General features: G+C 66.1%; 15 protein-coding genes. 9 read left to right on the forward strand and 6 right to left on the reverse strand.

Features of this window, described 5'->3' with window-relative positions; genetic code table 11:
- Positions 1–27: 27 nt before the first annotated feature.
- Positions 28–1,389 (reverse strand): DUF2865 domain-containing protein, encoded by a 1,362-nt coding sequence (locus L1787_RS04750; protein WP_235707390.1) that lies wholly within the window; start codon positions 1,387–1,389, stop codon positions 28–30.
- 706 nt (positions 1,390–2,095) lie between these two features.
- Between L1787_RS04750 and L1787_RS04755 the strand changes: the two genes are divergently transcribed.
- The 6 genes from L1787_RS04755 (at position 2,096) to L1787_RS04780 (ending at position 5,465) form a co-directional block, all read left to right on the forward strand.
- On the forward strand, positions 2,096–3,046 hold the full coding sequence (locus L1787_RS04755) for an ABC transporter substrate-binding protein (protein ID WP_235707391.1): 951 nt from the start codon (positions 2,096–2,098) through the stop codon (positions 3,044–3,046).
- Positions 3,043–3,699, forward strand: coding sequence for a L,D-transpeptidase (locus L1787_RS04760; RefSeq protein ID WP_439648260.1), 657 nt, complete (start codon positions 3,043–3,045; stop codon positions 3,697–3,699). The genes L1787_RS04755 and L1787_RS04760 overlap by 4 nt, the downstream gene beginning before the upstream one ends.
- Before the next feature lie 23 nt (positions 3,700–3,722).
- On the forward strand, positions 3,723–4,046 hold the full coding sequence (locus L1787_RS04765; RefSeq protein ID WP_235707392.1) for a hypothetical protein: 324 nt from the start codon (positions 3,723–3,725) through the stop codon (positions 4,044–4,046).
- A 313-nt stretch (positions 4,047–4,359) separates the two neighbouring features.
- Positions 4,360–4,533, forward strand: a complete 174-nt coding sequence (locus L1787_RS04770) for a hypothetical protein (protein ID WP_235707393.1) — start codon at positions 4,360–4,362, stop codon at positions 4,531–4,533.
- 181 nt (positions 4,534–4,714) lie between these two features.
- Positions 4,715–5,113: an ATP-binding protein gene (locus L1787_RS04775; RefSeq protein WP_235707394.1), complete on the forward strand. Its 399-nt coding sequence runs from the start codon at positions 4,715–4,717 to the stop codon at positions 5,111–5,113.
- A gap of 4 nt (positions 5,114–5,117) precedes the next feature.
- Entirely contained in the window at positions 5,118–5,465 is a 348-nt protein-coding gene (locus L1787_RS04780) for an STAS domain-containing protein (RefSeq protein ID WP_235707395.1), read from the forward strand.
- Between the two features lie 75 nt (positions 5,466–5,540).
- Here the strand turns inward: L1787_RS04780 and L1787_RS04785 are convergent, their stop codons facing one another.
- From L1787_RS04785 to L1787_RS04795, 3 genes are all read right to left on the reverse strand, one after another.
- Positions 5,541–6,707 (reverse strand): amidase, encoded by a 1,167-nt coding sequence (locus tag L1787_RS04785; RefSeq protein WP_235707396.1) that lies wholly within the window; start codon positions 6,705–6,707, stop codon positions 5,541–5,543.
- A gap of 165 nt (positions 6,708–6,872) precedes the next feature.
- Entirely contained in the window at positions 6,873–7,724 is an 852-nt protein-coding gene (locus L1787_RS04790; RefSeq protein ID WP_235707397.1) for a fumarylacetoacetate hydrolase family protein, read from the reverse strand.
- 120 nt (positions 7,725–7,844) lie between these two features.
- Positions 7,845–8,546: a FadR/GntR family transcriptional regulator gene (locus L1787_RS04795; protein ID WP_235707398.1), complete on the reverse strand. Its 702-nt coding sequence runs from the start codon at positions 8,544–8,546 to the stop codon at positions 7,845–7,847.
- Positions 8,547–8,997: 451 nt separating this feature from the next.
- Between L1787_RS04795 and L1787_RS04800 the strand changes: the two genes are divergently transcribed.
- The 3 genes from L1787_RS04800 (at position 8,998) to L1787_RS04810 (ending at position 11,843) form a co-directional block, all read left to right on the forward strand.
- Entirely contained in the window at positions 8,998–9,993 is a 996-nt protein-coding gene (locus L1787_RS04800) for a TRAP transporter substrate-binding protein (RefSeq protein WP_235707399.1), read from the forward strand.
- Positions 9,994–10,075: 82 nt separating this feature from the next.
- Positions 10,076–10,549, forward strand: coding sequence for a TRAP transporter small permease (locus L1787_RS04805; protein WP_235707400.1), 474 nt, complete (start codon positions 10,076–10,078; stop codon positions 10,547–10,549).
- Between the two features lie 22 nt (positions 10,550–10,571).
- Positions 10,572–11,843, forward strand: a complete 1,272-nt coding sequence (locus tag L1787_RS04810) for a TRAP transporter large permease (protein WP_235707401.1) — start codon at positions 10,572–10,574, stop codon at positions 11,841–11,843.
- 6 nt (positions 11,844–11,849) lie between these two features.
- Here L1787_RS04810 and L1787_RS04815 read toward each other — a convergent pair whose 3' ends face one another.
- Positions 11,850–12,005, reverse strand: coding sequence for a hypothetical protein (locus L1787_RS04815; RefSeq protein ID WP_235707402.1), 156 nt, complete (start codon positions 12,003–12,005; stop codon positions 11,850–11,852).
- Between the two features lie 110 nt (positions 12,006–12,115).
- Positions 12,116–12,802, reverse strand: coding sequence for a phosphatase PAP2 family protein (locus L1787_RS04820; protein WP_235707403.1), 687 nt, complete (start codon positions 12,800–12,802; stop codon positions 12,116–12,118).
- Between the last annotated feature and the right edge of the window lie 179 nt (positions 12,803–12,981).

Raw genomic sequence — 12,981 nt, forward strand, 5'->3', positions numbered from 1 at the left:
GCGCCGGACAGGCCGGCGCCGTTCACCTCACGCGCCGGAATCCTGCGGCAGCGTCGCGTGGTCCATCGAGCGCGGCGCCTTGGGGCGTGGGATGGGCGTCGTCGTCACCGTCGGGGTGGTGGGTTCGGCCTCCGCGGTGGGCGCCGTCGCCTCGACCGGCACGATCGGGTCGATCGCCTCATTCGGCAGGATAACCGACGGCGTGATCGGCACGACCTGGACCGCGGTCGTGGTGTAGCGGGGCACGTGGCGGACCGGCTGCGCCTTCGCGCCGCCCATCGCCGCCGCGGAGTAAAATTGCGGGCCGACTTCACGCACGCGCTCGCTCTCGGACACGAGCGACTGCGACGCGCTTTGGCTCGACGACGATTCCGATGTGCTGCCGATCGCCACGGTGGCCACGGCGTTGCTCTCGTCGGCCGGCGGGGAACGGTCGGTCAGCGACGGCGGCAGGGGCTTGCCGGTCGCATCATAGACCGCGCGATAGGGGGTCCAAGACGGGCTGTCCGACGCGGCGACCTCGGCCGCCTCGAGCGCCGTCTGCGGCTTTTCGTTGTGCGCCGATCCGAGCCCGACATATGTGAGCGCCTTTTCGGAGTTCATGTCCTCGGCGATCGTCGTCTGCGGCTGGCAACCGCAATTCGGAACGGCTTCCTTGCGGTAGTCGAAGGCGGTCGGCAGGTTCACATAGCGCTCGCCGGTCATCGTGGAGCGCATGGTCTCGACCGGAGAGCTCGCATTATGGGCATAGAGCGAGACGTCGGCACCGGGGCAGCGGCCGACACACATCGCGAGCTCGTCATAGAAATTGTCGGAATGGGATTGGCTGTTGATCGGGAAATAGAACCCGTCGCACAGACGAACGCACACGGTGCGCGTGCTGCCCACCCGAAGTTCGCCCTTGGCCCGGTCTGACGATTGCGTCGCAAGGCGCACGGTCTTGCCGTCGTCTTCCTTGCCGCTCTCGCGATAGCGACGCTCGTCGAGATGCATCTTCTCGACCTTGCCATTATAGCGCTGCTCGCTCGGATCGTGGCGAACCGTGCGGATTTCCTCGCTCTCCTCACGGCGGCCACCGAAGATCGAGGAGAGGAAGCTGCCGCCGCCATTCGACTTCGCGCGCGCGTCGAGGTGGTTGTCGGGGCGGGTGCCGTGGATGATCACACCGCTCGCGGGCGCGGCGGCCTGCCGGCGGCTGCTGCGGGCGGGTTGGCGGCTCGCCGTCACGGGGGCGTTGCAGGCCCGATCGACGCGGCGCTGAAGCTCGCGGATCTGACGCGCGTCGCCGCCGCCGGCCCGGCGCAACTGCGCCTCGATGCCGGCGCAGGCCCGGTGGCGGCCCCAAGCGGACGCCGAATTACAGCCATAGGCGCGGGCTTGCTTCTGCAAGCTCGCAACCTGCGCGCCCCCGCCGGACTGCGCAGAGGCGAGACGCGCCTGCGCGCGACTGCATGACTCAGCCGCCGCCGTTCCGATCATGAGAACTGAGAAAAGAACGACAAGAATGGCTTTCATCGCGTCATTCGCCTGTATTAGTGTCTTCGACTGGCCGCCGGGGAAATCCTTACCGAATATATAACAAATTTGGGGCCGATTTGTTCGTTAGGATTAACGTGCCGAATTGTGGCGAACGGCGTGTTGGCGCGGGCTTCGCAAAGATGTGGATGGCGATAGGCAGAGCCTTAACGCTGTCAGAAACCCGCCATTTCTGCGGTCATGCGAAAACGGCGTGCCAAGATGGCACAGGCAACCCCGGATCTCGGTGCAAAAATCAACAACTTAAGGGGGCGTTCGGGGTGTTTTGGGACGGCATTTTCACGCCGACCTCTCGAATTTGTGATCACCGGATGCGGCTCCGTCCTCAGCCTCGCGGAACGGTTGGCAGCGGTGGAGAGGCGGCATTGGGTCAATGTTGTCCGATGCTTGATGTCGTGCCGGCGAGGCCGGGCGAACGCTGCAGGCACCGTCATCTGATGACTGGCGGATCGGAAAATGTTGACGAATGATTGCCGATCGGGTGAGGGGACTTTCACGGCTTTGCAATGATTCCAGCACATGCATGAATGATTGCGTCGAGTAGGAGGATGATGTTGCCATGTTGACCGTCGTACGCGCGCTGATGATCGCGGGGGCAACGGCGGTGGCCGCGCCTGCGATGGCGTCGACCATTGTCGTCGGTGTGCCAAATTGGCCGTCGGCCGAAGTGACCGCCAATATCATCGCTCAGATTCTCGGGTCCCGGTACGACGTCGACACGCGTTTGCGCCCGATCGGCTCGGTGGAGATGTTCGACGCGATCGACCGCGGCGAGGTGGACGTCCACCCCGAAGTGTGGCTCCCGAACCTTCAGACCTTCGTCGACGAGTATGTCGACAAGCGCGGCACGATCGAGCTGTCGCCGATCGGCGTCCGGGCCGAGCAAAAGCTCTGCACCACGCGCGAGACCGCCGAGGCGACGGGCCTCAAGGCGGTGTCGGATCTCGCCAAACCCGAGATGGCCGCGAACTTCGACACCGACGGTGACGGGCGTGGCGAAATGTGGATCGGAGACCGCACATGGTCCTCGACCCGTATCGAGCGGGTGCGGGCCAAGAGCTACGGTTACGACGAATCGATGCTCCTCCTGACGATGCCGGAGGACATGGCGATGGCCGGCCTCGACGCGGCGATCGCGACCGGGCAGCCGACCGTCTTTTATTGTTATTCGCCGCATTACATGTTTGCCCTCCACGATATCGTGACGCTGGAGGAGCCCGAGCACGATCCGTCCAACTGGTCGATCGTGCGCACCGAAGAGGATCCCGCTTGGCTCGCGAAGTCGGAAGCTGCGAGTGCGTGGGAGCCGTCTCATTTCCACGTCGCCCATGCGGCCGAGCTCGATTCGAGCTTTCCGGACATCGTCGCCTTTTTGAACAAGATCGCGCTGACCGCCGACGAAGCGGCGCAAATGAGCTATGCGATCCATGTCGAGCGGCGTGATCCGGCGGACGTCGCGTCAGCCTGGGTCGACGACAATCAAGCGCGTATCGAGGAGTGGACCAAATGATGGGGAAGTGGTGGCGCAGCGCAGCGCTCGCACTAGGAATTTCGTCGCTTGCGATCGGCGTCGCTCACGCAACTCAGATCTTCGATCCGTCGACGCGGACCTGGGTCAATTACAACCCGTCCCGCGCGATCGAATATTATCGTGCGCACGGCAGCGTGCCGGGTGATTTCCGCCGCCAGGTGGTGAAGTTCCGCACGGCCGAGAAGCCGGGCACCGTCATCATCGACGCGAACAAGCACTATCTCTATCTCGTGCTGCCGGATTTCCAGGCGATCCGCTACGGCATCGGCGTCGGCCGGGACGGGTTCGGCTGGGCCGGCATCGTGCGGGTCGGCCGGATGCAGGAATGGCCGACCTGGACGCCGCCGGCTGAGATGGTCGCGCGCGATCCGAAGGCCGCCAAATACGCGAGCGGCATGCCTGGCGGGCCGGACAACCCGCTCGGCGCCCGCGCGCTCTACCTCTATGAGGGCAATCAAGACACGATCTACAGAATTCATGGCACCACGGAGCCCTGGTCGATCGGTCTCGATATTTCCTCGGGGTGCATCCGCATGAACAATGAGGACGTCGTCGACCTCTACAGCCGTGTCGAGGTCGGGGCGAAAGTCATCGTGTTGATGCAGGGTGCCGCGCTCTATCGCGGCGTTTGAACGAGATGAGCGGGAGAACGGCGATGAGCCTCCGGTTGAGCGTGAATGTGGCGGTGTTGGTTTCGGCGGGGGCGCTGCTCGCCGCGTGTCAGAGCGGCGGATCGGGATCTCCCGCGGCGCCGTCCTCGACCGTGCGGCAGACCGTCGTGACGGCGCCCGCGGACTTGCAGCTCATTTGCGCGTCGGAGGCGGCCACCCGCTTCAGCGTCGCGAGCAATGCGGTGCTGCCGGTTTCGTCTCAACAGGTGGAGAACGGGCAGTATCGCGTCGACCTCACGGTCGATAGCGGCCGTGCCGTGTGCGTGGTCGACGACAACGCCAACATCGTCTCGCTCGAGCGCGCCTGACGCCAGCATAGGCCCGACGGGCCGCGAAATCCGATTGAAACGGCGCGGAGAAGTCCGCGCCGTTTGTGTTTGCCTTCATTGCGCCACAAAGTGGCTTCCATTGCGCCGCAATACATCGCGCTTTGTTCTAGATATTCCGAAGTCGAAGCACAATTAAGTCATATCCATGGAAAGGATTTGACGAACTCGGTTTGGTCGCAGCAAGATATCCGTACACGTTCCTCGACGTAGGACGATCGGATACATGAAGCACAACCCAAACCCTTCGCGTCGTATGCCTCGTCCCGGACGAGACGTGCTGCGCGTGGCGGGGATGTTGCTTTGGACTCCCGTATCGCTCCTCGCCCGCTCCGACCGGCGCGTGTGCACCGATCTCGGCCTCGTCGCCATGTTCAGCGTCGCGATCGCGACGGTGGCGGCTCATTATGGGACGGATATCAGCCTCGCCGTCTCCGGCTTCGTGCACCGTCTCCAGACCGGCGGCTGAGCAACGACCGGGCGGGATCGCCGATTTCGACCGGACGAGGTTGCCGGGCCATCGCGATTCACCACATCTCATGCCGATGGGGTCGACGGTGACGCGGGATGAGGTCATTGTGCTGCAAAAGGTGGGGCGGGCGCCGCTACGGTACGTCGGAGTCGGGAACAGGGTGAGTGCAGAAATCGACTTGACCCTTTCCGCCGCCGACGATCTCGACCGCATGGTCGAGGCGATCGAAGCGTTCGGGGACGCGGAAGGGCTTCCGCTCAAGACCGTGATGACGCTCAACCTCATCTTCGAGGAGATCGTCACCAACGTCATCAATCATGGATCGAAGGACGGCAGCGCCACCATCGAGGTGACGGCGCTGCGAAGCGGCGATCTCATCGAAGGCACGGTGCGCGATGACGGCACGCCGTTCGACCCGTTGGCCCGCCAGTCGCCCGACACCACGGCTTCGCTGGAAGAGCGCGAAATCGGGGGACTAGGGGTCCACCTCGTGCGGACCATGTCCCAGGACTTGCATTATATGCGCGAGGGCCGGCACAACGTGTTGCGATTTGCAATCGGGATCGAGGAAGGCTGACGCCGTGAGCGACTTGACGATCGTCGACGAGAAGGTGGGGGATGTTCTGGTCGTGGCCCCTGCTGGCCGCGTCGATTCTGCGACCGCCAAGACGCTGGAGACGGACATTCTCGGCAAGCTCGGCGCGGGCGAGACGAACGTGGTGATCGATCTCGAAGGGGTCGATTATATTTCGAGCGCGGGGCTGCGGGTCATCCTGCTCGCCGGCAAGAAGGCGAAGGCCGAAGGCGGCGCGATCCGGCTGTGCGGCCTCCAGCCAACCATCCTCGAAGTGTTCGAGATTTCCGGCTTCCTGCGCCTTTTCGAGGTGAAACCCGATCGGAGCGAGGCGATCGCCGCCGCGAGCGCCTGACGCCAAGGCCCGCTTGAGGCGGGCGTTTCCGAAGGATGCGACAGGGCCGAGCCGGGCCTTCCCCGTAAATCGGCCTCAGGCGCGGCGAGCGATGTCGGCGAGCGTGAAGAGCTGGCCCTCCCGATCGCGGCCGGCGGTGACGCTGAAGCCCACCGGCCCGCCATCGACGATCCCTGCCGGCATCGACAGTTGCGGCAATCCCGCGAGGCCCGACGGGCACAGCATTTGAAGCGCGCGGTTGCGGAAGGCGTTCAGCGTCGCCTCGTCGTCGTTGACGAAGGGCGCCGGGCTCGGCCCGGTCGGGTGGACGAGCACCGCCCCGTCGGCGAGCATCTGGGTGAGGCGGCGCGTGATCTTTGCCCGCGTGGCCCGCGCGTCTTCCCACATTTGCGGCGTGAGTTCGCTCGCGATGCGGAAGCGGTCGGCGACACCCGGACCGAACCGCGGTGACTGGGCGCGAACCCAGTCCCCGTGCGATTGCCACACCTCTGCCGCCTGACCGACCCGGAACGCCTCGAACCAGTTCGCGAGCCCTTCGGGCGCCAGGATGACGGGCACCGCCGGCCCGAGCGCCGCCTCGATCCGCGCGAGGAGCGGCACCATCGCCGCGACGGTGGCCTCATTCGCGCAGGCCCACAGGTCCACCGGCAGAAGGACGCGGGGCGGGGTGGGGGCCGCGGTCGGCAGGCCGAACGCGGCAGTGGTCCGCGTCAGCGTGTCGAGATCGCGGGCGAACCAGCCGACGGTGTCGAAGGAGGGGGCGACGGGCATCGTCCCTTCGATTGCGACGCGGCCATGCGTCGGGCGGAGGCCCCACACGCCACAGAAAGAGGCCGGCATGCGCACCGATCCGCCGGTGTCGCTGCCAAGGCCGATATCGGCGAGCCCGGCCGCGACGGCGGCGACCGACCCCGAGGAGGAGCCGCCCGGCATACGCCGCGGATCGGCGCTGTTCGTCGGCGTGCCATAATGGGCGTTGGCGCCCATCAGCGAATAAGCGAGTTCGTCGGTGTGCGTCTTGCCGACGAGCTTCGCGCCGGCCTCGAGGAGTGTCCTCACGGGCGCGGCATGCGCGCTCGCGGGCGCGTGCGTCTCGGCCCAGGTCGGATTGCCGCAACCGGTGACATGGCCGGCAACGTCGTAGATGTCCTTGGCCGCGAAGGTCAGTCCGGCGAGCGGCCCGTCGGCCTTGCCCTCGATCTCGAAGGTCTCGACGAAGGCGTTGACGTTGTCGTTGATCATTCCCGTGCGCTCCTCGTGCCATCCGATTGGCGGATGATCATTCTCGAGCGCCGCCCCCTCGCGGGCGCGGCGTGTTTCCTCTCCCGTTCCGGCGCGGTCGGCATCGGAAGGGGCCGGCGGAAGGGGGCCGCCGGCGAGGGTCCGCCGCGTGGGCGGACCGGGCGATTACATCTCCGCCATCACCGGATTGACGAGCGTGCCGAGCACGCCGACTTCGATCTCCACCGTATCGCCGGGGCGCATATAGACCGGCGGCTGGCGCTTGTCGCCGACGCCGCCGGGGGTGCCGGTGGCGATGACGTCGCCGGGGGTCAGCGGCGTGAAGGTCGAGATGTATTCGATCAGCGTCGGAATCGTGAAGATGAGGTCGTCGAGCGTCGCCTTCTGGAGAACCTCGCCGTTGAGGCGCGTCTCGATCGGCAGCTTCGTGTAGTCGCCCACCTCGTCCGGCGTCACCAGATAGGGGCCGAAGCCGCCGGTGCCGGGGAAGTTCTTGCCCGGCGTGAACTGGGACGTGTGCCGCTGGAAGTCGCGCACCGAGCCGTCATTGAAGATCGAGTAGCCGGCGATGTGGTCGAACGCCTTTTCGGCCGGGATGTTGCGCCCGCCGCGCCCGATGATGATCGCCATCTCGCCTTCATAGTCGAAGCGGTTCGACACGTTCGGCTTGATGAGGGCCTGGCGGTGGCCGACGAGGCTGTCGCCCCAGCGGGTGAAAATCGTCGGATGGTCGACGTCGGGGCGCTGGGTCTCGGCCTTGTGCTCCTCGTAGTTGACGCCGATGCAGAAGATCTTCGCCGGGTCGGGGATCAACGGCAGGAAGGTGATGTCGGACATCGCGAAGTCCGGCGCGCGGCCGTCGACATATTCGGCGGCGCTGGCGAGCGCGTCGCTCGCGATGGCGCTCTTCAGCGTGTCGGACCGATGGCCGAGCCGGCGGGTGAGGTTGACGACACCGCCGTCGACGACCGCGCCGAAGCCCCGGGTGCCGAGCCGGGTGAAGCTCACGAATTTCATGGATCAACGTCTCCTTGGAAGGGCGGCGCGGCGGGAGCCCGTGTCGCACCGCTCCCCTCGTAGACCACAAGGGCGTGCAGTGCGAGAGCCGGTGCGGGCGCGCGTGGCGCGCCGTTCGGCTCAGCTCATTCCAGCGGCGGAGAGGGTGCGGACGAGATAGTTGCGGATCGCGAGCCGCGCGGTGTCGGCGTCCTCGGCCTTGAGGGCGTCGACGATCTCGACATTCTCCTCGTAGGCGGCTTCGCGCACGGCGGAGAGGAGCATCGGCCGCTCGCCGGCGCGGTCCCACCCCGCCCGGCGGCGAGAGGCGAGGATCTGGCTGAAGATCGAGACGATGAACCGATTGCCGGACGCGCGGGCGATGGCGAGATGGAGGGCGTATTTCGCCTCCTTGAAGGACACCCAGTCGGGCGCGGCGCGCATCGCTTCGACACAGGCGTCCATCGCGTCGATATCGGCTTCGCTCGCCCGCTCGACGACGAGATCGGGCAGGTTCGGCTCGAAGAGGAGCCGCGCTTCGAGAAGCTCGGCGAGGGAGAATTCCTCCTCGGGCTTGGTCGCCCGCGCGATGCCTTCGGAAACGAACGTGCCCCGTCCGACATGGCGCACGATCAGCCCCTCGGCGGCGAGGCGGCTCATGGTCTTGCGGACGGTCGAGCGCGTGGCGTGAAACTGATCGGCGAGGTCGCGCTCGGTCGGCAGGCGGCTTCCGGGCGAGAAGGCGCCGTTGAGAATCGCCTCGCGCACTTCGCCATAGATCGTCCGCCCGTCCGTGGCGGCTTTCGCGCGGACCCCTTGGGCCGGTGGTGAAACAGTGAGCATGGGCGGTGTCGGTTCGAGGGAATTGAGACGCTTTTGGGTAAAGCATCTCATAGCGGCAAGCCTAGCACACCTCTAGGTGTGTCGGCCACGCCCGATGTGGAGCATCCCGTCGCGTCGCAACGCGAACACAGGAACGATTCTTTTGGATCACTTCGCGCCCGACCCGGCGATCCTTTGATGAACTCTAAATTGAACAAACGTCGAGAATATTGGTCGGATCCATCCATCGATCTCGTCCGCGACGACTTCGGTGCGCCGACGAGGCCATCAAAGGCGTGCAGTCTGCGGGCCTCGGGTCATGGTGCGCGAGAGGGTCGCCGGCCGAGATCCCACAGCCAGCATTCGGCGACGTGGGTGCGACACCTTGACAGGGCAGTATCCGCCCGCGACTGTTTTGCCTGCAAGCAAGGGTGCAAAGACGCCCGCTGCAAAACCCTGGGGAGGGAACGCCGTGCTGAAACAGCTCGTGCTTTGTGCTGCCGTCGTCGCTGGATCGGTCCAGTTGGCGGCGGCTCAGGATGTGACGCTGCGCGCCGCGCACATCGAATCGACCGACAGTGCCACGCATCGCGCCTATGAGCGGTTTGCGACGCTCGTCGACGAGAAGACCGAGGGCGCCGTCGCCGTCGAGGTCTTTCCGGCCGGACAGCTCGGCGGATTGCGGGATCTATACGAGGGGATCAAGCTCGGCTCGGTCGATCTCACCTCATCGGGACCGGATTATACGGCCAATCTCGCGCCGGTGATGGTCGTCGCCGCTCTCTATTATAGCTACGACGACGCGGACCATGCCGACCGCGCACTCGACGGCGCTTTCGGCGACCGCCTCTCCGAGGCGTTGGCGCGCGAGGCCGGTATGCGCGTCCTCGCATGGGGGGAGCTCGGCTTCCGGTCCGTCTTCAACACCGAGCGCGCGATTGAGACCGTCGACGATTTCAAGGGTCTCAAGATCCGCGTTCCCGAGGCGCAGCTTCATATCCTGCCGATGAAGGCCCTCGGCGCCTCGCCGACGCCGATCCCCTATGCCGAGGTCTATACCGCGATGCAGACCGGCATCGTGGACGGCGCGGAGGGAACGCCCGCCGTCGTCAAGCAGCAGCGCTTCGACGAGGTGTCCGATTATTACAGCCTGACGCGCCATCTTTATAACCCGATCCATCTCGTGATCAGCGCTCGCACCTTCGACGCCCTCACCGAGGACCAGCAGGCCGCGGTGACGGAGGCGGCGCGCGAGGCCTTCACCGAGCAGCGCCGCGAGGCGCGGGCGGACAACGAGGCCGCGCTCGAGGCGCTGCGCTCGCAGGACGGGATCGCGGTGAACGAGCCGGAGCGGGAGGCGATGCGGTCCGCGGTGGAAGGCACCTGGGCCGAGTTGATCGAGCCGCTCGGCGAAGAAGGGCAGGAGCTGTTGCAGCTTCTCCTCGACGCCCGCCAGCCGAAGAGCTGAGCCGGCCACGACGCCGACAGCGCGCGGCGCTCCGACAGGATCGGGCGCCGCGCTTCTCCAGCCCCACGCGAAAGCCTTTCCGATGCGTCTCGTCGCCGTCCTCGAACGGGTCGTCACCGCCGTCTTGGTGATGCTGTTCGCGTATATCGTGGGGATCAACTTCCTTCAGGTGCTGCTGCGCTATCTCTTCTCGAACGCGTTGCCCTGGGTGGACGAGACGGCGCGCTACGCGTTCATCTGGCTCGTCTTCCTCGCCGGTGCGCTCGCGACGCGAAAGGCTCAGCACATCGCAATCACCGTGATCGACGACACGTGGCCCGCGACGCGCACGCCGCTCCTTGTGCTCGGCGACCTCGCGATGATCGTGTTCGCGGCCATCATCGGCACGGGCGGGCTCGGTCTGATGGCGGTGAACACGACGACGACGGCGCCGGCGACCGGCTGGTCGATGGCGCACATTCAGGCGATCCTGCCGATCTTCGGCGTCCTGACGGCGATTTTCGCGCTCGCCCACCTCGCCGAGCTGGCCCTGTCGCGCCGATCGGATCGCGCATGACGATGAACCGGCGGCGCCCGCCATGCTGATCACGCTCGCCGTCGCTTTTTTCGGCCTTCTCCTCCTGCGCGTGCCGGTCGCGGCGGCGATGGGGCTGTCGGGCGCGCTCGCGCTCCTCACCTCGCCGATGCGGCTGCCGCTCGAGGTGGTGCCGCAGCGCCTCTTCGTGCTGATCGATTCCACCTCGCTCCTCGCCATACCCTTCTTCATCCTCGCCGGGGCGATCATGGAGCGAGGCGGCCTCTCGCGGCGCATGATCGGGCTCGCCGAGGCGATGGTCGGCCATTGGCGCGGCGGCCTCGCGCAGGTCGACGTCGCGGCGAGCGCGATCTTCTCCTCGCTGACGGGATCCTCGGCGGCGAGCGCCTCGGCGACCGGGTCGATCATGATCCCGGCGATGAAGCGGGCGGGCTATCCGGCGGGCTATGCCGCCGCGCTCGAAGCCTCGTCGGCGGCGATCGGGCCGATCATTCCGCCGTCGATCATCATGGTCGTCTATGGCTCGCTCGCCGGGGTCTCGGTGGGGGATCTCTTTCTCGCCGGCATCGTGCCCGGCATTCTCATCACCATCGGCCTCTTCGTGGTGAACTATATCGAGGCCGATCGGCACGGCTGGGGCGGCGCGGAAAAGGCGACGTGGCGGGCCCGATTCGCCGCGGCGCGCCATGCCGTGGCGGCGCTCATCACGCCGCTCATCATCATCGGCGGCATCCTCTTCGGCGTCTTCACGCCGACCGAGGCGGGGGCCGTCGCCGTCGTCTACGCGCTCGGCGTGACGCTCTTCCTCTATCGCTCGATGACGATGGCCGAGCTCGGCCGTGCCGTCGCCGATGCGGCGCTGACGACGGGGATCGTCGGCCTCATCATCGCCGCGGCGGGGGTGTTCGGCTGGGTGCTCGCCCTCGAACGCGTGCCGACCACCATCGTCGCGACCGTCCAGGCGCTGACGGACAGCCCATGGATCGCGGTCGCGATCATCGTCGCGTTCGTGTTGGTGATCGGCTGCTTCGTGGACGTGACGGCGGCGGTGATCGTGCTGGTGCCGGTCCTGCACCCGCTGGGGCTCGCCTATGGATTCGACCCCGTGCATTTCGGGATCATCCTGTGTGTCGCACTGGTTTACGGGAACGTGACGCCGCCGGTCGGATTGCTCCTCTACCTCACGGCGCGCATCGCGGACTGTTCGGTGACGGAGGTCATGCGCCACCAGATCCCGTTTTATATCGTCCTCAGTCTCGCGCTGCTTCTCACCATCCTCCTGCCGGGGCTGGTGCTCTTCCTCACGCGGATCTGAGCAGGATCAGCGCCCGGAGAGGGCGCCATGCATCGCCGCCGTCATCGGCTGCTGGCCATGGTCGGCGACGAGGCCGTTCTCGGAGTTCACATAGCCGAGGATCGCGAGAACGATCAGAAAGAACGAGGCGGATGTGGCGGCGTAGCGGAAGACGTTCTGCATGCTGTCACTCTAGCTCTGAATGTCGATCTAATTAGTCGACTTACTCGACTACGTCAATCGGCTCCCGCGCCGGCCTCCCCAAAAAAAAGGCGGCCGGCGCGGATTGGTCGTCAATCGGGATGGTCGGTTGTCGGGGTGACTTCGCGCACCTCCGGTTCGATCTCGCCGGCTCGTTCGAGCCAGTTGGCGATCAGCCAGCAGCTCAGCGCCCAGGCCGCGCCCGCGGTCCATCCGGCGAGAACATCGGTCGGCCAATGGACACCGAGATAGACCCGGCTCACGCCGACAAAGCCGCTGATCAGGCAGGCGAGGCCGATGAGATAGATCTTGATCGAGCGTCGCGGCTCGATGCGCGCGAGCAGCGCGGCGAGCGTCAGATACGTGATCGCCGCCATCATCGAGTGGCCGCTCGGAAAGCTTGCGCTCGTCACGAACGAATCGTGCGGCACGAGATCCGGCCGCGGCCGGTCGAAGAGATGCTTGGCGAGCGAGGAGAAGACGACGCCGCCACCGATCGAGGCGAGAAGGAAGAGCGTCGTGCGCACCTTGCCGTGGAGGAGCATCAACCCCGAGACGGCGAAGGTGATGAAGGTGAGGATGCCGAAGCCGCCGAGGGCGGTGAAGTCGCGTACCATTTCTTCGAGCCAGCGCGGGCCGAGCGGGTTGCTGGGATCGTTCGCATCGCGAAGTGCGAGGAGGATCGCCGTATCGAGCGCGTGGGTTTCACCCTCCATGACCTCGTCGGCGACGCCCATGAAGATCCAGCCGCACGCGGCGATGACCAACAACAGAGCCAAAGCCCGAGGCTCGATGAAAGGGCGCACCGCTTGCACCCGTCGCCAATGCGGCATCCCGTATCTCCCGTTTCGATCACGATATCCGACGACATAGGGCCGTGTCGCGGGAGGCGAGGTCAACGCGGCGAATCTCCCGCAATTGCCGAGACGCCCGCGATGCGCCAAACCGGGCGTGATCG

The sequence above is a fragment of the Acuticoccus kalidii genome (assembly GCF_021556395.1).
GTDB classification, from domain to species: Bacteria; Pseudomonadota; Alphaproteobacteria; order Rhizobiales; family Amorphaceae; genus Acuticoccus; species Acuticoccus kalidii.

Excerpts from the sequence above, each read along its gene's own strand:
- L1787_RS04765 (WP_235707392.1), top strand. The coding sequence starts at position 3,723 with ATGAGCCTCCGGTTGAGCGTGAATGTGGCGGTGTTGGTTTCGGCGGGG.
- L1787_RS04805 (WP_235707400.1), top strand. The coding sequence starts at position 10,076 with ATGCGTCTCGTCGCCGTCCTCGAACGGGTCGTCACCGCCGTCTTGGTG.
- L1787_RS04760 (WP_439648260.1), top strand. The coding sequence starts at position 3,043 with ATGATGGGGAAGTGGTGGCGCAGCGCAGCGCTCGCACTAGGAATTTCG.
- L1787_RS04815 (WP_235707402.1), bottom strand. The coding sequence starts at position 12,005 with ATGCAGAACGTCTTCCGCTACGCCGCCACATCCGCCTCGTTCTTTCTG.
- L1787_RS04755 (WP_235707391.1), top strand. The coding sequence starts at position 2,096 with ATGTTGACCGTCGTACGCGCGCTGATGATCGCGGGGGCAACGGCGGTG.
- L1787_RS04790 (WP_235707397.1), bottom strand. The coding sequence starts at position 7,724 with ATGAAATTCGTGAGCTTCACCCGGCTCGGCACCCGGGGCTTCGGCGCG.
- L1787_RS04810 (WP_235707401.1), top strand. The coding sequence starts at position 10,572 with ATGCTGATCACGCTCGCCGTCGCTTTTTTCGGCCTTCTCCTCCTGCGC.
- L1787_RS04795 (WP_235707398.1), bottom strand. The coding sequence starts at position 8,546 with ATGCTCACTGTTTCACCACCGGCCCAAGGGGTCCGCGCGAAAGCCGCC.
- L1787_RS04770 (WP_235707393.1), top strand. The coding sequence starts at position 4,360 with ATGTTGCTTTGGACTCCCGTATCGCTCCTCGCCCGCTCCGACCGGCGC.
- L1787_RS04785 (WP_235707396.1), bottom strand. The coding sequence starts at position 6,707 with ATGATCAACGACAACGTCAACGCCTTCGTCGAGACCTTCGAGATCGAG.